Annotated in this window: 25 protein-coding genes and 1 tRNA gene; 16 read left to right on the plus strand and 10 right to left on the minus strand. The window is 33.4% G+C overall.

Annotated features, from left to right (window positions below; translation table 11 throughout):
* Positions 1-315 precede the first annotated feature (315 nt).
* Positions 316-855 carry a DsrE family protein gene (locus tag C6989_RS03500; protein WP_182126364.1) on the plus strand — a complete coding sequence of 180 codons (540 nt, stop codon included), beginning with the start codon at positions 316-318 and terminating at the stop codon, positions 853-855.
* 39 nt (positions 856-894) lie between these two features.
* Here C6989_RS03500 and C6989_RS03505 read toward each other — a convergent pair whose 3' ends face one another.
* Complete coding sequence (locus C6989_RS03505; RefSeq protein ID WP_182126365.1) at positions 895-1,050, minus strand: hypothetical protein; 156 nt, start codon at positions 1,048-1,050, stop codon at positions 895-897.
* 125 nt (positions 1,051-1,175) lie between these two features.
* Between C6989_RS03505 and C6989_RS03510 the strand changes: the two genes are divergently transcribed.
* The gene (locus tag C6989_RS03510) at positions 1,176-1,718 is read left to right on the plus strand and encodes a hypothetical protein (protein ID WP_182126366.1); all 543 of its coding nucleotides are present in this window, start codon (positions 1,176-1,178) and stop codon (positions 1,716-1,718) included.
* A gap of 223 nt (positions 1,719-1,941) precedes the next feature.
* Here C6989_RS03510 and C6989_RS03515 read toward each other — a convergent pair whose 3' ends face one another.
* Positions 1,942-3,201 carry a hypothetical protein gene (locus tag C6989_RS03515; RefSeq protein WP_182126367.1) on the minus strand — a complete coding sequence of 420 codons (1,260 nt, stop codon included), beginning with the start codon at positions 3,199-3,201 and terminating at the stop codon, positions 1,942-1,944.
* Positions 3,202-3,393: 192 nt separating this feature from the next.
* On the opposite strand from C6989_RS03515, the gene C6989_RS03520 reads away from it, so the two are divergent.
* Positions 3,394-3,657 carry a hypothetical protein gene (locus tag C6989_RS03520; protein ID WP_148704099.1) on the plus strand — a complete coding sequence of 88 codons (264 nt, stop codon included), beginning with the start codon at positions 3,394-3,396 and terminating at the stop codon, positions 3,655-3,657.
* A gap of 95 nt (positions 3,658-3,752) precedes the next feature.
* On the opposite strand, the gene C6989_RS03525 is transcribed toward C6989_RS03520, so the two are convergent.
* The gene (locus C6989_RS03525) at positions 3,753-4,100 is read right to left on the minus strand and encodes a hypothetical protein (RefSeq protein ID WP_148702754.1); all 348 of its coding nucleotides are present in this window, start codon (positions 4,098-4,100) and stop codon (positions 3,753-3,755) included.
* Positions 4,101-4,231: 131 nt separating this feature from the next.
* Here C6989_RS03525 and C6989_RS03530 point away from each other — a divergent pair, with 131 nt between their 5' ends.
* A complete protein-coding gene (locus C6989_RS03530) occupies positions 4,232-4,600 on the plus strand; it encodes a hypothetical protein (RefSeq protein WP_182126368.1) in 369 nt (122 codons plus the stop codon).
* Between the two features lies 1 nt (position 4,601).
* Here the strand turns inward: C6989_RS03530 and C6989_RS03535 are convergent, their stop codons facing one another.
* Positions 4,602-5,114 (minus strand): hypothetical protein, encoded by a 513-nt coding sequence (locus tag C6989_RS03535; protein ID WP_148704101.1) that lies wholly within the window; start codon positions 5,112-5,114, stop codon positions 4,602-4,604.
* A 60-nt stretch (positions 5,115-5,174) separates the two neighbouring features.
* On the opposite strand from C6989_RS03535, the gene C6989_RS03540 reads away from it, so the two are divergent.
* Positions 5,175-5,426 (plus strand): hypothetical protein, encoded by a 252-nt coding sequence (locus tag C6989_RS03540; protein ID WP_148702755.1) that lies wholly within the window; start codon positions 5,175-5,177, stop codon positions 5,424-5,426.
* Between the two features lie 38 nt (positions 5,427-5,464).
* Positions 5,465-5,914, plus strand: coding sequence for a hypothetical protein (locus tag C6989_RS03545; protein WP_148702756.1), 450 nt, complete (start codon positions 5,465-5,467; stop codon positions 5,912-5,914).
* Here C6989_RS03545 and C6989_RS03550 read toward each other — a convergent pair.
* Positions 5,911-6,792, minus strand: a complete 882-nt coding sequence (locus C6989_RS03550) for a radical SAM protein (protein WP_148702757.1) — start codon at positions 6,790-6,792, stop codon at positions 5,911-5,913. The two genes, C6989_RS03545 and C6989_RS03550, sit on opposite strands and share 4 nt — an antisense overlap.
* A gap of 99 nt (positions 6,793-6,891) precedes the next feature.
* Between C6989_RS03550 and C6989_RS03555 the strand changes: the two genes are divergently transcribed.
* Genes C6989_RS03555 through C6989_RS03570 form a run of 4 tightly spaced genes read left to right on the plus strand, consistent with a single transcriptional unit; the run spans position 6,892 to position 8,329 of the window.
* Positions 6,892-7,194, plus strand: coding sequence for an ArsR/SmtB family transcription factor (locus C6989_RS03555; RefSeq protein WP_148704102.1), 303 nt, complete (start codon positions 6,892-6,894; stop codon positions 7,192-7,194).
* Between the two features lie 25 nt (positions 7,195-7,219).
* Positions 7,220-7,504, plus strand: a complete 285-nt coding sequence (locus tag C6989_RS03560) for a DUF8036 family membrane protein (protein WP_148702758.1) — start codon at positions 7,220-7,222, stop codon at positions 7,502-7,504.
* Positions 7,505-7,539: 35 nt separating this feature from the next.
* Positions 7,540-7,983, plus strand: a complete 444-nt coding sequence (locus C6989_RS03565) for a hypothetical protein (RefSeq protein ID WP_182126369.1) — start codon at positions 7,540-7,542, stop codon at positions 7,981-7,983.
* Complete coding sequence (locus C6989_RS03570) at positions 7,973-8,329, plus strand: reverse transcriptase-like protein (protein ID WP_182126370.1); 357 nt, start codon at positions 7,973-7,975, stop codon at positions 8,327-8,329. The genes C6989_RS03565 and C6989_RS03570 overlap by 11 nt, the downstream gene beginning before the upstream one ends.
* 109 nt (positions 8,330-8,438) lie before the next feature.
* Here C6989_RS03570 and C6989_RS03575 read toward each other — a convergent pair whose 3' ends face one another.
* Both C6989_RS03575 and C6989_RS03580 read right to left on the minus strand, forming a co-directional pair.
* Complete coding sequence (locus tag C6989_RS03575; RefSeq protein WP_182126371.1) at positions 8,439-8,708, minus strand: hypothetical protein; 270 nt, start codon at positions 8,706-8,708, stop codon at positions 8,439-8,441.
* A gap of 38 nt (positions 8,709-8,746) precedes the next feature.
* Positions 8,747-9,394 carry a hypothetical protein gene (locus tag C6989_RS03580; protein WP_182126372.1) on the minus strand — a complete coding sequence of 216 codons (648 nt, stop codon included), beginning with the start codon at positions 9,392-9,394 and terminating at the stop codon, positions 8,747-8,749.
* 279 nt (positions 9,395-9,673) lie between these two features.
* On the opposite strand from C6989_RS03580, the gene C6989_RS03585 reads away from it, so the two are divergent.
* The 3 genes from C6989_RS03585 (at position 9,674) to C6989_RS10185 (ending at position 14,210) form a co-directional block, all read left to right on the plus strand.
* Positions 9,674-11,770, plus strand: coding sequence for a 4-hydroxybutyrate--CoA ligase (locus C6989_RS03585; RefSeq protein ID WP_182126373.1), 2,097 nt, complete (start codon positions 9,674-9,676; stop codon positions 11,768-11,770).
* Between the two features lie 72 nt (positions 11,771-11,842).
* Entirely contained in the window at positions 11,843-13,369 is a 1,527-nt protein-coding gene (locus C6989_RS03590) for a 4-hydroxyphenylacetate 3-hydroxylase family protein (RefSeq protein WP_148702764.1), read from the plus strand.
* A 310-nt stretch (positions 13,370-13,679) separates the two neighbouring features.
* Entirely contained in the window at positions 13,680-14,210 is a 531-nt protein-coding gene (locus C6989_RS10185; protein ID WP_255464626.1) for a hypothetical protein, read from the plus strand.
* Positions 14,211-14,508: 298 nt separating this feature from the next.
* Here the strand turns inward: C6989_RS10185 and C6989_RS03600 are convergent, their stop codons facing one another.
* Together C6989_RS03600 and C6989_RS03605 are read right to left on the minus strand one after the other, a co-directional pair.
* On the minus strand, positions 14,509-15,207 hold the full coding sequence (locus tag C6989_RS03600) for a signal peptidase I (protein ID WP_182126374.1): 699 nt from the start codon (positions 15,205-15,207) through the stop codon (positions 14,509-14,511).
* Between the two features lie 40 nt (positions 15,208-15,247).
* Positions 15,248-16,012, minus strand: coding sequence for a zinc-ribbon domain-containing protein (locus C6989_RS03605; protein WP_182126375.1), 765 nt, complete (start codon positions 16,010-16,012; stop codon positions 15,248-15,250).
* A gap of 62 nt (positions 16,013-16,074) precedes the next feature.
* On the opposite strand from C6989_RS03605, the gene trxA reads away from it, so the two are divergent.
* The 3 genes from trxA to C6989_RS03620 all read left to right on the plus strand — a co-directional run bounded on the left by trxA (position 16,075) and on the right by C6989_RS03620 (position 17,064).
* Entirely contained in the window at positions 16,075-16,455 is a 381-nt protein-coding gene (trxA, locus tag C6989_RS03610; RefSeq protein ID WP_255464627.1) for a thioredoxin, read from the plus strand.
* A gap of 135 nt (positions 16,456-16,590) precedes the next feature.
* A tRNA-Ala gene (locus C6989_RS03615) sits at positions 16,591-16,662 on the plus strand.
* A gap of 42 nt (positions 16,663-16,704) precedes the next feature.
* Complete coding sequence (locus C6989_RS03620) at positions 16,705-17,064, plus strand: zinc ribbon domain-containing protein (protein WP_148702767.1); 360 nt, start codon at positions 16,705-16,707, stop codon at positions 17,062-17,064.
* Between the two features lie 20 nt (positions 17,065-17,084).
* On the opposite strand, the gene C6989_RS03625 is transcribed toward C6989_RS03620, so the two are convergent.
* Positions 17,085-17,612, minus strand: coding sequence for a zinc ribbon domain-containing protein (locus tag C6989_RS03625; protein WP_148702768.1), 528 nt, complete (start codon positions 17,610-17,612; stop codon positions 17,085-17,087).
* Positions 17,613-17,967: the final 355 nt, after the last annotated feature.

Here is a 17,967-nt window from a genome sequence, read left to right on the forward strand (position 1 = left end):
GTGTCACAAATCCCTTTACATACTGCTGTCATTTTATTTTAGTTCCCACAAAAATCCACAACTCTTACAGAATATTCCATATTGATTTACACATGTATTTCCGCTACCGCATTGAAGACAAATTCTTATTTTTCTTTGGTGAACTTTACGTTGATTTGAGAAATTTAGATTTGCTAGTTGGCTTTTCATAATGTAATTACGGTAACATTCTATATTACAAAAATAGATAATTTTCAATCTAGATTTCCACATCTGAAAGCCATCAATGGAAAATGTATGTTTGATTTTTAATTAATTTTTTATTATTAGTTTGCAATGAAATCAATTCTGAAATATTCCATTTCTGGAACTGCATTGGCTACTCTTTTGGTTGTTGCAGCAATATCATTCCAGGGTGGAAATTATGAGGCAGACGCCCTAATTGGTGCTCAAAGTTCTTCTGAATTAGGACTAGAAGGTGAACGGACACGAATGGGATTAGGCACTGGATATGATGATAGACTCTATGTTGTTCATATCACTAGTGGAGATCCTAACAGTCAACACCAAGTACATTCATCTATGATGGGCATTCAACATGCCAAGGCATTTCAAAGTGCTGGAAAAGATGTAATAGTTTTCTTGGATGTTGATGGCGTTCGCATTGCAGATGAAGACAGACCTACAGCCCTTACAGTTCAGCATGAAGCCCTAAAGGAATTTTTGAACAATGGTGGTAGGGTTATTGCATGTGAACATTGCATAGGAAGCTTTGATGTAGATAATCTTCTACGTGGTGTAGAAGTTGATCCTCATCCATACATGCCTAAAATTCAAAAAATACTATCCGAAGTTGATGTAGTGTTAGATTACTAACATCACTTTTTTTATTTTTTAAATTCTCATACAACTGTTTTATTCAAAATCTAGTGAGGAACCACAATTGTCACATGATATTCCCAATTCATTTGAAAAAATCTTTGCACTATCACAAACAAGACATTTTCTTGTAATCTTGGCATAGAATCCAATATTCTCTGAAAAATTTGTATTCTTTAATCGTAGTTTCATGATACTATTACATCACAAAACTATATTACAAAAATAGATAATTTCCTAAAACGATTTTCAAAAGTGAAAATCAACACTAACAATTGTGTATTCTAGTTATATCCAAAACACGCATTATTTTTTCAATGAATATTAGTAAAGGACTCTTGATTGGAATCCTAACAGGAGTGCTTACATCTGGAGCATTTGCACTATCCTATGACTTTTCACAAGCTGATGCAATGGGTGGCATGGGTAGCTCTGATGGTGGAATGAGTCATGGTGGTGATAGTTCTGGAGACATGATGGGTGGTGGTCCTAGCAGACATGGTGTTTTCTATGGGCCTGGAACTGTACATCAACAATGTCACATGAGTGGAGATATGCCACCACATTACTGTGAACCATACTACAAAGCAATGTCTTCTGTAGTTGGAGTAAAAGTCACTAATGTGGATCCTGTAAATGAAAAAACCATAAGAGTTACACTCAAAGAAATTAGTGTTACAAAACCTGGAGTAAACCAAAAGATTTTACTTTCTGCAGGTGCAGGTGATTTGGTAGGAACTGCTGTTATTAATGGCGGTTGGTCTGGTTCTACTGTTGTAGATGTTCCTTTGAATGGCATGGGTCATATCTATAATCATGGAAGCATGCATGTTCACATATTTCCTGTAACCAGTGGTTAGAGGAGCTTTTCTTTTTTATTTTGACTAACCTATGTTATGTGTAAAGCGTCCATTTTTAACCCTGAAATGGTGGCAGATTCCACGTGGGCCCATTTGGACTTGAACCTTCATTGGTTCAAATCCTTTTTTTATTTTCTTTTGTACAATACTGGTTCAAGCCTCTAGGGAATTGAACTTACTAAAAAAAGGATATTGATATATGATTTCGTATTGTTTGTATGTTTCATCTATTGTAAAATGTAGGATTTGTAAAATTCTCGTTTCGAGTACAATTTCCTGTTTGATGCTCAATTTGTAAGGTTTCATTACCAATCATCTGAACAAGTATTTTTCCTAAAGGTACCTTTTCAAAATATCTTATGATGTTGGCACCTTCGTAACAATAAATATTTCCATCTGAAGTGACTTGAGAAAATTCCCTGTTGATTTCTCCATTTGTTTTGGGAATAAATTTGAATAAGGATGGCTCAGTAATTATTCCTGCAATTGACACGACCTGTATACTAGGATCTTCATAATGATCAACAAAAGCAAGATATACGTTCCAATCAACTACATACTCTTTTTGTGCAGATTCATGAAACCAGTTACCCTTCAATGTATTTGGAACATCTTGCATTACATGACCACAAGTGCCATCTATTCTGTTAATTAAATCGTAAAACTGTTGTTTCATAGGATCTTCATAGTAATCAAACACACAATTTACGTATCGATCTCTAATAGGATATCTTTCCTGTTTAATAAAATCTAATTTTTTACTTATATCAATCAACCCAAAATCAAAATTGCCTTGTTCTAATCCTACTTGCCCTAATACAGATCCTTCTTCTATTTTATCTAAGAGTACTTTTGTACATGAACCTTCTGATTTTATTGAAAAAGATTCACATTCTACTTTTTCTATTATATGCTTAACTTCATCAGATAAAGCTTTTACATGATTATAATATCCTATGATATCTTTGCATAATGCGAAATAAATTACATAATCAATTGGATCCTGTGTAATGTTTTCTTGCCACGATACACTGGTTATGAAAACATCAGCTGGTGTGTATAATGGATAGGAATAACTTGTATCATATTCTCCCAAATGTATGTGTGGATGCTGAGTCGGAAAAGTATGGCCTGGTGGTCCTAGATTTCCTAATGGTGTTATTGATTTTACCTCATTCATATCTACAGGATATGTTGTAAAGAATTTACCATCGCATTCAGGTAACTCTAATCTTTCTTCTTCTGTTGGAATTTCAATCCTGAATATTTTTTCTTCCTTTAAAACTTCTTTTTGTTTATATTGTAATATTCCTTGTTCGATAAGATATTCTAACGCATGATTAAATTCTTGTTGAGAAATTATATCTTGGTTTGCCCATTCTTCTATTTGAGAAAACCACTCTGGCAATTCCTGTGCATAAGCTAGATTTGTTGAAAATATTGAAAAAAATATTAGAACAGAGAAGATCATGAATTTTTGCATTATTCTAAATATGTGTAAGTGTTGATAAATCTAATTTTATTTTAAATGAAAATCTGATTATTGTGCCTATCTGCGCCATTTTGACCCAAAAATATGGCTAAATCTGTATGAGTCATTTTTGCATTGAAATTTTGACTGAATTCCAATGGAGGCATACATTTCAAAATCTTATTAATGATAATTAGTATCTATATGTGGTTCATTTTGGTAAAAAGAAAAATTCGAACTGGTAGAGGTACAAGAATAATTGAAGTCGATGACAAAGACTCAGCTTGGGCTGGAAATGATTTCAAAAAACTCCAAGAAGAAAGAAAAAAGGCATCTTCAAACAAGTACATCACAGTAGGTCGTGGAACTGGCAAGATTAAGTTTGGTGATATAGAAAGCACACCAGTAAAATCCACTAAAGGAATGTGGGTCAGTTCAGGACGAGGCACTGGAAAACGAAAACTCTGATAGTCGATTAAAACAATTAATGTATGTATATTCCCTAGATGGTTTTATCTATTATTTTAAAATAAAAAATTATTTAAAAAAATTTTAGTTGTTAGTTACTTGAAAGAACGAACTTTTCTAACAACTTTGTTATGATCTAGAGAAGCAGTTGTGGTAATATACAGAATATGGTTTTTTCCTGCAGGAATTACTAATCTCTTGACTTTGTCATATTCTGCAACCACATATTTGCATGCTCCTAGACTTCTCATCAGTTTTTTGCGTTGTTTCCAATCTTTTGCTGCAGCCTTTAATGATGCCATGCTTTGTTTCTTTGACACCAAAAGATTTACCTTCTTAGAACGTGCTGAGAACAACAAATTGCCTTTGAGATCACAGACACTTACTACTCTTACAGAAGGACTGATTTTCAAAATTTTTTCAACAGCATCCTGAATTTCCATAATTCTAAGAAATCTTTCTAGATGATAAGATTTTCTAAAACCATTTTAAATATTATTTTTAGTCATATTTTTAGTAAATAACGCCTGAATTGATTTTTTTACTTTAATAATTCATAATTCATCGAATAGTATTGGATTATGAAAAATTTTGTTCGCAAATTTTAGATACTGATCCCAAAATTAGATTTGCAACAGTATATGATGAATGGGCAGTTCGGATTGGTGGTGGTATGAGGGAAGGAGTAGAAAACTTGCTTTCAGATCATGCAGAAAAAGAACTAGTAAATCTTTCAATATTGGACTGGAAAACACGTAAAGACATGTCAAAATGGCTAGGAAAAACTATCTACACCCTTGGTGAATATGACAAAATTAAACGATTCTCATTTTATCTTGGTGACGATCACTTACTTCTTGTAAGTTCTGAAAAAGATGGTGATACCAATACTATAGTTGATGAGGTTATACGACTTTACTATGAAAATCAAAACAAAAATTGATTCATCCTATTTTACAACAACTTTTACTTTGTAGGCCTCTAGATATCCAATAAATAGAGAAAATTAATACTCCTACTGAAACAAATTTCAATTCTAATCCTTGCATTGGAAATAATGATAATCCTCCAATTGCGCCTAAAATTACTGCAAGTGGAGCAGTGCATGCAGGGCATCCTGGAGTAAATGCAGCAAATGCTCCTCCTAAAACTGCTGATGAATTTGATTTAACCGAATTCATCATTTTCATTCTTTTCATTTTAAAGGCCATCATTGCAAAATTGATTCCAGCTAATGCTGATATTGTAATTGTTAATCCTATTGATGTTACAATATATGATGGAGCTAATTCTATTGCTATATCAAAATGAGTAGGTAGCAATGACATTGTTAAAAAATAATAGATTATTCCTAACCCTACACCGCTAACTATTGCAATTGTAGCATATCTTTTCATACCTAGAACATTTTGTATTAGTTGTAATTTACTTACCAAACATGATGATTTACAACTCATCATATTTTAACTGTATTTTAATAATCAAAGATTTTTAGCCTAAAACAATCTAGAACAATTATGACTGAATTTTCATCTGAAGAAAAAACAATCTTGGTTCAATATGGGATTAAAAAATATGAAGATGAAGCAACTGTGCTTGAAAAATTGAAAACCATACTTTCAGAAAAAGATATTCAACGAAATATTGATACTTTGATTGGAACTCAAAAAGTTCGACGTATAGGCCCTGAAATTCTTCAAAATAATGAGAGCCACACTGAATTACCAGAATTGCCAGATAATCTTAAACCTATAATTGATAATTTGTAAAGTAAAAATCTTAAATTAAGCTCTGATGAGATTTTCATATGAATTACACTCTTTTATTCTCAGGTATTTTTGCAGTTGTCCTCATATCCCTATCTGTAGATTCTATTTTTGCACATCCACATTATGGTCAAATAATGATTAATGGTCATACACATGAACCTCAAACAGAAATTATTCCATTAAGTGGAACTCTGGGACTTGAAAAGTCAACAATTCTTTTTCATGCATCTGAAGATAATGTTTTGCCATGGGCATTTGTAGAAGGAAAAATTGCAAATCATGTTGAAGGCTATCCTGTCATAATTCAGATTTTTCAAAATAATGATGCAGTACATTTTGCTCAGACTGATGTGACAGAAAATGGACAATATGAATACAAATTCAGAGTGTTGCATTCTGAAAATGGAGAAATAAAGAAGATTTTTGATGGAGACTATTCAGTAAATATATTCAAAGTAGTATATCTAAATCAAGAAAATTTTATTTAGAATCCTCTTAGTCCTTGAGGACGCATAATTTCTGGATGTTGCTTCATCCACTCTATCTTATCTAGCATTGATTGCTTGTCTTGAGGGAAAGTCCCCTTGATAGTATATGCATTTGAGCCATGGTTCGCTCTAAACACAATCTCATCTTTAGTATTAATTTGGTTGATTAAATCATGTAATTCTTCTAATGATTCATCATCATCAATTCTAACAAACTCCCCTCCAAACTTGTCAAGAAATTCTTGTTTAATTCCATTTTCTAAATAAAGAGTTAATGCTCCTACGTAATGTGGAGAGCAAGCACTAATCACTTCTGCAGTTCCTTTGATGTGCTCTTTTGAATATTTTCTACCACCCAATCCCAAAATCACCATACATGACATTACGTATCCAGCTTCTTTTGCCTTGTTGACTGACTTTATGATAGTTTTTGCAATTGCGCCCTTTGTTACTTTTTTTAGGACAATATCTGAACCACTCTCGATTCCTAAATAAAACATGTCAAGACCCGCCTCATTCATTTTCTTTAGCTCCTCTGATGTTTTCTTTAGAATGTTCATGGGCATTGCATAGCAAGAAATTCGTTCAATGTTTGAAAATTTTTCTCTAATGTACTTTACAATCTTTATCATATATTCTGAATCAAGATTTAATGCATCTCCATCTGCTAGAAAAACTCTTCTAGTTTCTGGTAAATATTTTGCCATCATGTCAATTTCTGATTTTACTTCTTCCCATGGTCTTTCTGAATATTCTTTTGATCTGTACATATCACAAAAAGAACATTCGTTAAATGAGCAACCCAATGTTACTTGAAAAATTAATGATCTTGCTTCAGAAGGTGGTCTATACAGAGGTGCATCGTAATTTAACATCATTTTTTATTTCAGTATTTTTTGGCTGATATGTTTTTTATACTTTCATTATTTATGCACAAAATACCTTTTAGTGGTAGGCAAGAAGATTTTGCATTAATAATGGTAAATGATCCTGATGCAAAAAGACTACTCTGGTTCATTTTTGCTGGCTCACGAGGTGGGTTAAACAGATTAAAAATTATTTCAAAATTAAAAGAAAATCCATTAAACACTAACCAATTAGCAAATGAGTTAGGTCTTGATTATAAGGCAATTCAACATCACATTAAGGTACTTGAAAAAAATAATTTGATAACAAAGGCAGGCGAAAAATACGGTGTTATGTTTTTCATCTCAACTTTTCTAGAAGTAAATATGGAGACATTTGAAGAAATTGAAGGAAAATTGGATAAAAGTAAATAAAAGCTCAAGAGGTGTCTCTCTCTAAATGGAGCCTACATCTCTGATTTTGTCAATTGTTTCAATTATCAATATGGGAATCTTGGGAATTTTGATTGTCATATTTGGAAAAATGTATGGAAAAACAAGAGCACAACTTCCACTTGGAATGATTGTTGTTGCAGCTATGCTATTCTTACATAATGTAATTGGAGCTATGGCTTATTTTTCTATGGAACAAATTTTCTCACACGATATATTCCCATATATGTTGGGAGTTGGTGTTGCAGAGCTTGTAGGATTAATAATATTCTTAAAAATTACTTTGGACTAATCTTAGTTTAATTGTAACAAGGCCAGTCAAAATATATGTTGCAAGAATATCTAAAACTAAATAAAAATATTCTAATTGCATTTGCAGCATCAATTATAATTTCTGCAATCATTGCTCAAATTTTATCTGATCAAGCTGATTATCTAAACACAACATTTACTACAATTGCTGATTATGCCATTTACTTTTCTGTATTTAGTGGGTTGTTTTATCTTGACAATCGTAAGAAATATCGTCTAAAATCAGGTAAGACTGATACAGTAAAACTAAAACATGATCTTAAAAAATTAGTTACCTCTCTTGGAATTGCAGAAATTGTTTATACTATAGTTAGATGGATCCTACAGTATTATTTTCTAGTAATAAATTATGATCCATATTTAGCATCAATTGCATCGCAAGGAATATCTACAATCATTTACATGATAGTAGTTAATCTAAGTGTAAAGATAACGAGGTTGTATAAAGATGGGAATTAGTGTTTATGTTGATGGTTCAGGAGGCCCTAATGGTGGATATGGTTTCTTTGTAAAAGAAACTGGAGAATCATTTTATGAAAAAAAACCTGAAATTACTAACAATCAGGCTGAATATTTAGCAATAATTTCTGCATTAAACAAGTTTGTTGATTCTGAAGAAGAAATCACAATTTTTAGTGATTCTAAAAATACTGTTAATCAGTTAAATCATGAATTTGCAATAAACAATGAACAACTACGTGATTTGGCAAGAGAAGCTTGGAGCATAATTGGTAAAATTTCAAATTTATCAATTGTTTGGGTTCCTAGAAAAGAGAATTTGGCAGGAAAGATGCTGGGTAGCTAATTACTGAGATTAAGATAATTGTTCCAAAAACAATTACACCATAATGTTTGTAGAAGAAGACGGCAAAGTGTTTCTGAAAAAGAGCACTGATATGTCTTAGTTTTACTACTCACATATTTTCCCAAACTATTCCTATGAGTTGTAATACAAGGCCCAAAACAACCATCCCTACAATAACGACCCATATTGCTCGTTCTACTTTTGTAAGTATTGCTATGCCGATTACCTCAAAAATATTCAACTGTCTCCCTTTTTCTTTTTGGATGTTATTAGCTGTTTCCATAAAATTTGTAGAGAATTTTCGTAATAGAAACAAAAACCCTATAATTTCTAAGATGATTCCAATAATGCTTAATTGATCCCAAGATTCAAGTGCCATCTTAAACGATGCAACGAAAACGTGTTTCAGATCTCATCTTAGTTTTGTCCGTCATCTCTTAATTTTTCTGAAGCAGTCTTGTCCATTATGTCAATCAGTTTTATGGTGGTGTCTCTTCTTAGTTCTACAATCTTTTTTATTTCCTCAGAATTAGTTTTGATGTCTCCCTCTGTAAGTAATTTTTTGTAAGCCACATCCAATCCTCTTGATATTGAAAACCATTCAGATACTGATGCTGCAAGTTTGGATGCATTGACTCTGCTCCTCTGAATTTCCCTTGCAGGCCTGTACATCAGCAACACAATATCTATTGTTCCTGCTGTGCCAAAGAATACTGAGAGAATATTATTGGCAGCATCATTATTCTGTATTGCCAATACCAGAGCAGCAATTATCAATCCTACTCCAACTGCAAAAGCAATTGTGTACATGACTAAGACTACTGAGAACCCCGTTGATGTCTTTTCAAGCAGACCTAGCACGTATTTTTCTAATTTTTCTTTATTTGGATCTGAAATTTTCTCTCTTTCCTCTTCCTGTCTTTCAGTTTCTTCTATGACTTCACCTTCTTTTACCCATCCTTTAGGCATGGTTCCCTGCGTATTTTTTGGAAATCCAGATGCATACTGCATGGGACGAGACAGAAACTCTTTGAATTCATCATAATTGGGATCATCAGTTAACATTATGTGATCTTAATAATAATCAGTTAAAACCTTTTTTCAATTTTTTTATTTATGGATAGTGAAAATGATGAATTTGAACTAACTAAATCTCAAATTAGCAGTTTTCTACAATTTGTTGAAAAGAAAATTCCTGAAATGAATAATGAAAACTGAGCCTAAATTTTGTGTTTATGTAGTAAAAAACCACTATAGAAACCACTTTCTCATTCCAGCGATCAGTTATACATAGTATATTCTTGTGAATAACTTTATTATACAAAATCTTTTGATCAACGTTACATGACAGAATCTGTCGTTTTATCTCCAAAATCTATTGCAGTAATTGGTGCATCTGACAAAAGAGGAAGTGTTGGAGCTACTATCACATCAAACATTATGAATGGTTTTAAAGGAACAGTTTATCCAATTAGCCCCTCAAGAGATACGGTATTTTACAAAAAAGCATACAAGAGTGTTTTAGATGTTCCAAAACCAATTGATCTAGCAGTTATTGTAATCAAAAATACATTGGTTGCACCAGTTCTAGAAGAATGTGGTAAGAAAAAAATCAAAGGAGTAATTATCATCACAGCTGGCTTCAAAGAAGTTGATGAAGAAGGGGCAAAACGTGAACAAGAAATAAAAGATATTGCTAAAAAATACAAAATCCAAGTAATTGGACCTAATTGTCTTGGTGTCATGAATCTTGATCCAAAAACAATGATGAATTCAACTTTTCTTAAGATTACACCAAAATCTGGAAAAATTGCACTTGTATCTCAAAGTGGAGCAATTTGTGCTGCACTAGTTGAAGATGCTAGTGCACAAGGAATTGGTTTTTCTGCTGTTGTAAGTCTTGGAAACAAAGCTGTAATGAGCGAAGTTGATGTTCTAAAAATTCTTGCAAATCATAAACAAACTAAGGTCATTGTAATGTATCTTGAAGATATGGGTAATGGACAAGAATTCCTTAAAGTTTGTAAGAATATTACTAAAAAACTCAAAAAACCAGTACTTGTTCTCAAATCTGGACGTAGTCCTGAAGGTGCAAAAGCTGCAATGTCTCATACTGGGGCATTGATGGGCTCTGATGAAATTTATGATGCTCTTCTAAAACAATCTGGTGCCATTAGAGTTGATACAATGGAAGAGTTGTTTGATTATGCAACAGCCTTCTCAAAACAACCATTGCCATCAAGTGGTGATCTAGTTATTGTTTCAAACGCTGGTGGCCCTGCAATTATCTCTACAGATGCCTGTTCAAAAGCTAAAATCAAGATGGCAGATATCACCAGTATTAGAAAAAAAATTGATGAGGTAATTCCGCCTTGGGGAAGTTCTAGAAATCCAGTTGATATTGTTGGCGATGCTGATTTTAATAGATTTCATAATGTACTAGATCGTGTTCTTAAACATCCAAAAGTAGGTTCTGTTATCTCTATGTGTACTCCTTCTGGAACCTTAGACTATGATAAACTTGCAGAAGTTATTGTTGATATGTCAAAAAAATACAAAAAGACAATGCTGGCAAGTTTGATGGGATTAGATGAAGGAATTACAAATAGAGAAATTTTAGCTGATGGGAATGTTCCATATTATACATATGCAGAGGGTGCAATCAGAACGCTTGCTGCAATGATTAGATTCTCTAACTGGGTAAAATCTTCTCCTGGTAAGATAACAAAATTCAAAGTTGACAAGGCTAAAGCCAAAAAAATATTTGATAAAGTCAAAAAAGAGAAAAGACCAAATCTCCTAGAAGAAGAAGGTCAAGAAGTTCTCAAAGCGTATGGTTTACCACTTCCTAAAAGTGCACTTGCTAAAAATGAAACTGAAGCAGTAAAGATTGCAAAAAAGATTGGTTATCCTATTGTAATGAAGATTGCATCTCCACAAATTATTCACAAATCAGATGCAGGTGGTGTTAAAGTTAATCTCACAAATGATACTGAAGTAAAAGATGCATTCAAAACCATTGTGAAGAATGCAAAAAGATACAACAAGAAAGCAGAGATCAAAGGTGTTTTGATTGTTGAGATGGTTAAAGGTGGTAAAGAACTCATCATTGGTTCTAAACTGGAACCTGGATTTGGTCCGGTCATTATGCTTGGAATGGGTGGAATCTATGTTGAAGTTCTCAAAGATGTTACATTCAAACTTGCTCCTGTTACTGACAAAGAAGCAGATGATATGATTGCATCAATTAAAACTCAAAAACTCCTTCAAGGTGTTAGGGGCGAGAAACCATCAGATATCACAAAACTTTCTGAATGCATTCAGAGATTATCACAATTAGTTTCTGACTTTAAAGAGATTAAAGAATTAGACATGAATCCTGTTCTGGTTATGGAAAAAGGAAAGGGATGTAGAATTCTAGATGTCCGAATAGGCCTCTGATCGCAATTTATTCCTAAATTTACGCTTAAATTAATTTAGAATATTTATACCACATGAAAATGATATTGTTACATGGCTAATGTCTTAAAGACGATTAGAACTGGTGAAGATTATATTGAAAGCCTTAGGGGCAGAGATCTTAAGGTTTACCTTTTTGGAGAATTAGTAAAAGAACCTGTAGATCATCCAATTATTAGACCATCAATTAATGCTGTTGCAGAAACATATGATCTTGCAGTACGTGAGGAAGCATTAGCTTCTGCTGATTCATCAATTACAGGACTAAAAGTAAATCGATTTTTACATATTGCAGAGAGTGCTGAAGATTTAGTTTTACAAAATAAAATGCAACGTAAACTAGGTCAAAACACTGGTACATGTTTCCAAAGATGTGTTGGAATGGATGCACTGAACTCTTTACATTCAACAACTTTTGAAATCGATGAAAAACATGGTACAGATTACCACAAAAGATTTTTAGAATTTGTAAAGATGGTTCAAAAAGAAAATCTTGTAATTGGTGGTGCTATGACTGATCCAAAAGGAGATAGAAGTAAAGGACCTTCTGAACAAGAAGACCCTGATTTATTTACAAGAATTGTTGATACTGATGAAAACGGAGTTTATGTTTCTGGTGCTAAAGCACATCAAACTGGTTGCATAAACTCTCACTGGATAATTTTAATGCCAACTATTAGATTAACAGAAGATGATAAAGACTGGGCAATTGTAGGTGCAATTCCTGCAGATGCAAAAGGCGTTACTTACATTTACGGTAGACAATCTTGTGATACACGAAGTATGGAAGAAGGTGATATTGATGATGGTAATGCAAAATTCGGCGGACAAGAAGCACTAATCATCTTAGATAGAGTGTTTATTCCATGGGACAAAGTCTTCATGCATGGTGAATATGAATTTGCATCAATGCTTATAGAACGTTTCACATGCTATCATAGACGTAGTTATGTTTGTAAAACTGGACTCGGTGATGTTCTAATCGGAGCTGCAGCAACAATTGCAGACTATAATGGCGTTCCTAAAGTTTCTCACATTAAAGATAAGATTATTGAGATGACTCATCTTAATGAAACAATATTTGCAGCAGGTATTGCATCTTCTCATCAAGGTCAGAAGATGAAATCGGGTGTATATCTTAATGATGATATGCTTGCACAAGTTTGTAAACACAATGTCACAAGATTCCCCTATGAAATTAGCAGACTTGCACAAGACATTGCAGGTGGATTGGTAGTTACACTTCCATCTGAAAAAGACTTTAGACATCCAGAAGCAGGCCCATTACTAAAAAAATATCTCGCTGGAAGAAAAGGTACAGATGTTGAAAATAGAATGAGAATTCTTAGATTAATTGAAAACATGACTTTAGGTAGAAATGCAGTTGGGTATCTTACAGAATCAATGCATGGTGCAGGTTCTCCACAGGCTCAAAGAATTCAAATACAAAGGCAAATGCAAATTGGATACAAAAAGAATCTGGCAAAGAATTTAGCTGGAATTAAAAATGATATTGTAGAACCATCTGAGCCATCAGAATATTTCAAACGAGTCTTTAAAACAAAAGACTCTGTACTTTAGTATCTACAAAAGATTTTTTGTTTTAACTTTTGTTATGACACAATTAATTTTTGAATTTTTAGTTGTCATAGTATATTAATTACTAATTTATTACAACAAAAAATGACATACACATAGAAAATTTTTCGTAAAACAACTATTTTTCCAGTTCTATTAGCACTAGGATTCATGTTTACCACACCAATGCTTTTGGATGTAGCAGCTCCTAGTGGAAATGGAATGTTGGCGTCCCTGACGTTGACTCTTACCCGATATAATCACATCAATTCCAAAGCATCTTCAAGTTCAAAACACTCAGCAAACTGAGACTTTGAGATTTACTAATGCTTGGGGAAATATTGGTGTTGGAAACTTGGAATTTTTTCCAATAATACCTGGAGTTGATGTTCCAGAAACTGAAACACAAGATTCTCTACAAAGACTATGTGATGAAAATGAAAATCTTGTTTGGGCAGAAGTTGTAAGCGAATTTGAATATCATGCAGCACATAACCCTTGGTATATTGCCGATATAGGTGAATTTGCAGTTAGAGAATCAACACCAAATGTTTCAGGAGATATAGTCACTTTACCTGATGGAGTTACTGCATCATCAATCAAAGTTGGATTTTGTATAATTGATGTATACAAAATTAACGGTGATAACTCTCCAACTTCTCAAAGAGTTTATTGGGATTGTGAAGTAACTGAACAAGGAATTCAATCTAGATGGATCAACTATCAATCAACTGAAGGAAATGAAGTACCTATCACAAATCTTACACCAGGCGAATATTATCTAACAAATGAATGGAATCCAACTGGTATCTTCATTGATGATGTAACAAATAACCAATCATAGATGAAATTTGAACTTACACGAGATAGCAATGGTAATGTAAAGGTTATAGAAATAGAGGGATTCTCTCCTGGATGTAATCCTGATGGCTCAACCCCTAGATTATGCGGAGACTTACTAGAAACAACTACTCTTTTTTAAAATTGAAAATAGATACTTAAACAATTCTACTCTTATTCAAACTTATGATTTATCAGGATCCTTTTTTAATAATTTTCACATAGTTATATCACCAAGCAAACAGGACGATCTAATGCATTTTTTGGCATCATGTGAACCTGTTTGCCTGAAATTTAGTGATTTAGTCTTTTTTTTCTTCAGATTCATTTGATGTATCTGATTTAATTTCAGTAGATTCCTCTTTTTCTTCAATCTCTTTTGATTTTTCTACTGGCTCAGAATATTCAGAATCTTCTTCAATCTTATCAATATCTGATAATTCTTCTATGGTATTGGAATCATCAGTGTTTGCTGTGTCTGTAAACGTGGTTTCCTTTTCCTTTTTCCTCTTTGTCATCTGCTTAACCACCATAATTCCAATAACAATTGCAATTATGACATAATTAATTGGCGGTTTTAGTAACTGTGTAATATATCCTACTTGTGGAAGTGTATATGCTACTTTTCCAATGTACTCTTTTTCAGTAATCGGAAAATCAGTACCTGGAATTGATGCTGGGTTTGCATCTCCTTTTGTCCTAATTGTTCTGGGATCATCATCTAAGATAGATGCAACTCTATGTACAATCACTCTATTATGATCAGAAGGTCGATTAAATACAATAATATCTCCTACTTCAATTTCTTCAAACGGTTCATGCCCTTGAACAATCAAAACATCATACACTTCTAAAACAGGTATCATGCTGCCACTTGCAACTACATAAAATGGATTTTGTGTCCCAAATGCAATTTGCAGACCAATCCAAATTACCAAAACTCCAACTGCAACGATAACAATATCTTTGATGATTCCTTTTGAAATAGACTTTTTTGTCAATTACATAATCGCCTATAGTGTCATTGATTAAATTTACTAGCTATTGAAGTGGCGTCCCACACTCTTCACAGAATTTTGAACCTTCTTTATTTGAAAATCCACAGTTTGAACATTTTCCAGGAGTAACGCTTTCTTCTGGATTACCTAATAATATGACTTCTCCTACTTTTCTGATATTTTTCCATGGGATGCTGCCTTCAGTTCCGTCGTTTTGAGTAATTACCAAAACCATTGACTGTGTTGAATCAATTCCTACCTGTTTTGCAATTCCAATTTTATTGGCATTTTCATCATATACTACTCTACCCTCAATTGAACTAACTGATGTAGTTGGACTATGAGTAGTTTCTTCTTGTGGTTGTTGTGGCTCAGGTTGTTCAATTTGTTGTGGAGTGTTTTCAGTTACTTGTTGTGGGGGTTCAGCTTGTGTGGAAACTTCGGTTTGTGGCTCTAATGGTTTTGCATTACCTACGTCTCCTGTTTCATCTTGTTTCTTAAATTCTCTATATTCTGCAATTGATGATCCACATGTATTGCAGATATACTGTCCTCTTTCTGCAAGAATTAAATTTTCTGCAACCTCTTCATTTGGATTCTCAAATTCAATCTTTGGTGAACCTTCAAATTCTTTTTCACAAGTATTGCAAAAATGTTTAGAAATTTTATCTGCATCTAATCTGCCAATTGGTGCCAAGAACAGATCTGGACCTCCCAGATTTCCTTTCATCTGCTGTTCATCTGTGACACGAGCCATTACATAGCCCCCAGAACCTCTTAATTTTTTTATTCTAAGCTCTGAACTCATATCTGAGTTTTGTCAAAACGTCATTTAAGTATATATCAGAATTTATTTTCCACCCAAAAAATATGGTGCTGATTCTGGTGAACATTTTTAGGTACGAAAAACAAAACAACAGTATAATGGGAATAACACAAATTTCTGATGCAAAGTCTTGGGAAGTTGATGTGATAAACTCTGACATCCCTGTATTTGTAGACTTTTGGGCCGAATGGTGTGGTCCATGTAGAATGGTAGGTCCAGTAGTTGAAGAACTAGCAAGTGACTATGATGGCAAAGTAAAATTTGTCAAGGTTAATGTTGATGAGGCTAATGAATTGGCATCAAAATACAATGTCTTTAGTATTCCAACCTTAATTCTCCTTAACAAGGGTGAGATAGTTAGCCAGCAAGTAGGCGCTGCTTCTAAAGAATCATACAAAAATATGATTGATAGAGCACTAGCATAAATCTCAAAAACTCGTTTTTATTATTTTTTTAATACTAAATCCTCTAATTTTCTAAAAAATTCACAATTTCTATAATTCTCTCATTTGAGTGAAATTTGATAAATGAATAAAAACACAACCCTGAGAGTAGTTTAGGGGCCGGTGGTTTAGGGGTATAATGCCTCGTTCGCAACGAGGATGTCGAGGGTTCGATTCCCTCCCGGTCCACTTTCCAGAAACTAATATACATAAACACTGAATATTATCTTCATGCAAGTATTTGATGGCAAAAAAGCAGCACAAGAATACATGTCAAAACACACTTTGGCATTTTCAACTCCAGAATTAACCCTAATGAGGTTTGCATTTTGGTTAGGTGATTCTGTTCCAGATCCTAACAATGAAGGCAAAGGTATCCCAAGAATGATGACCTTTCTAACAGAACAAGATTTTGAACCTGTTTTGATTGATGATGAAAAATATGAACCATCTGGAGCTGTTAAAAGTTCTGGATTAATGGGAAATGCTTACACTGAACAAAAAACTGATGGAAAATTTTGCTCAGAGTGTGGTACTAGCCTTTCAGCAACAGCAAAGTTTTGTCCTGAATGTGGAACAACACAAGAATAAACTAAATTTTAATTTCTAATCTATGCTTTAGTTCCACATTTTGTGCAGAATTTCGCATTTGGTCTTAGTTCTGCACCACATGAAGAACACCCATTTCCATTATTTTGAGGTGCAGCTTGTCTTGGCATTAATGATGGATCTGGTGATGGCAATGTACCAACATCATTGAATGCTTTTTGTGCTGAAACAATTCCTGGTGGACCTCCACCAACTGGGTTTTCTGCAGTGCCAGCTCTTGGTGGCATATTTCCTGCCATCATTCCTGGTTGCCCCATTCCTGGCATCAAACCAGGTGATTGTGTATTTCCTGAACCTGAACCCATGGATTTTTTTAATTCAAAAATCACTTTGATTGCTAAAAACTCTAATGCAGAATACGCTACTGTATAATCTCCTAATTTTTGGAAGAATTCTTTATCACTAATTTGACCTTTTTTGTACATGTTATTGGTATCTAGAAAGGATTCATAGTATCCTTGGGATTCATCAAACAAACTTTGGAGTTTGTCAAAAAGCATGTTTAGTGTATCAACTTCACCAAATGACATATTTTGCATCTAATTTTGGAATATTAATTACTTTAGGATCCAAACTTGGCTCGATACTGATTTTCCCAGAGAAAAAAGCAGTCTCCTTTGCTGTGGAGACTCTGTAATGTATTAACTAGTTTATGTGAGCTTTTAGGCCCCCAGCTAACACCGCGAGATGTCTCTGACTCAATGAATATCATACAATCACGTCTTTGTTAAAAAATCAGAGTCAAAAAGAATTACTTTTTACTAAATATTTTTTTGTTAATTCTAGATTCAATATTTTGAGAATTATTATGAAAAACTAACACTTGTACTTGTCAAACTAGATCCCTTGAATCTAAAAAAATAGATGCAATCATAATATCTCTAT

The sequence above is a fragment of the Nitrosopumilus sp. b2 genome, from assembly GCF_014078535.1.
GTDB classification, from domain to species: domain Archaea; phylum Thermoproteota; class Nitrososphaeria; order Nitrososphaerales; family Nitrosopumilaceae; genus Nitrosopumilus; species Nitrosopumilus piranensis.

Coding starts and splice junctions, on each gene's coding strand:
- C6989_RS03565 (WP_182126369.1), top strand. CDS start 7,540: ATGTTGCAAGAATATCTAAAACTAAATAAAAATATTCTAATTGCATTT.
- C6989_RS03520 (WP_148704099.1), top strand. CDS start 3,394: ATGTGGTTCATTTTGGTAAAAAGAAAAATTCGAACTGGTAGAGGTACA.
- C6989_RS03590 (WP_148702764.1), top strand. CDS start 11,843: ATGGCTAATGTCTTAAAGACGATTAGAACTGGTGAAGATTATATTGAA.
- C6989_RS03555 (WP_148704102.1), top strand. CDS start 6,892: ATGGTAAATGATCCTGATGCAAAAAGACTACTCTGGTTCATTTTTGCT.
- C6989_RS03545 (WP_148702756.1), top strand. CDS start 5,465: ATGAATTACACTCTTTTATTCTCAGGTATTTTTGCAGTTGTCCTCATA.
- C6989_RS03585 (WP_182126373.1), top strand. CDS start 9,674: ATGACAGAATCTGTCGTTTTATCTCCAAAATCTATTGCAGTAATTGGT.
- C6989_RS03505 (WP_182126365.1), bottom strand. CDS start 1,050: ATGAAACTACGATTAAAGAATACAAATTTTTCAGAGAATATTGGATTC.
- C6989_RS03540 (WP_148702755.1), top strand. CDS start 5,175: ATGACTGAATTTTCATCTGAAGAAAAAACAATCTTGGTTCAATATGGG.
- C6989_RS03550 (WP_148702757.1), bottom strand. CDS start 6,792: ATGATGTTAAATTACGATGCACCTCTGTATAGACCACCTTCTGAAGCA.
- C6989_RS03570 (WP_182126370.1), top strand. CDS start 7,973: ATGGGAATTAGTGTTTATGTTGATGGTTCAGGAGGCCCTAATGGTGGA.
- C6989_RS03500 (WP_182126364.1), top strand. CDS start 316: ATGAAATCAATTCTGAAATATTCCATTTCTGGAACTGCATTGGCTACT.
- C6989_RS03620 (WP_148702767.1), top strand. CDS start 16,705: ATGCAAGTATTTGATGGCAAAAAAGCAGCACAAGAATACATGTCAAAA.
- C6989_RS03510 (WP_182126366.1), top strand. CDS start 1,176: ATGAATATTAGTAAAGGACTCTTGATTGGAATCCTAACAGGAGTGCTT.
- trxA (WP_255464627.1), top strand. CDS start 16,075: ATGGTGCTGATTCTGGTGAACATTTTTAGGTACGAAAAACAAAACAAC.
- C6989_RS03515 (WP_182126367.1), bottom strand. CDS start 3,201: ATGCAAAAATTCATGATCTTCTCTGTTCTAATATTTTTTTCAATATTT.
- C6989_RS03560 (WP_148702758.1), top strand. CDS start 7,220: ATGGAGCCTACATCTCTGATTTTGTCAATTGTTTCAATTATCAATATG.
- C6989_RS03535 (WP_148704101.1), bottom strand. CDS start 5,114: ATGAGTTGTAAATCATCATGTTTGGTAAGTAAATTACAACTAATACAA.
- C6989_RS03525 (WP_148702754.1), bottom strand. CDS start 4,100: ATGGAAATTCAGGATGCTGTTGAAAAAATTTTGAAAATCAGTCCTTCT.
- C6989_RS03580 (WP_182126372.1), bottom strand. CDS start 9,394: ATGTTAACTGATGATCCCAATTATGATGAATTCAAAGAGTTTCTGTCT.
- C6989_RS03625 (WP_148702768.1), bottom strand. CDS start 17,612: ATGTCATTTGGTGAAGTTGATACACTAAACATGCTTTTTGACAAACTC.
- C6989_RS03605 (WP_182126375.1), bottom strand. CDS start 16,012: ATGAGTTCAGAGCTTAGAATAAAAAAATTAAGAGGTTCTGGGGGCTAT.
- C6989_RS03575 (WP_182126371.1), bottom strand. CDS start 8,708: ATGGCACTTGAATCTTGGGATCAATTAAGCATTATTGGAATCATCTTA.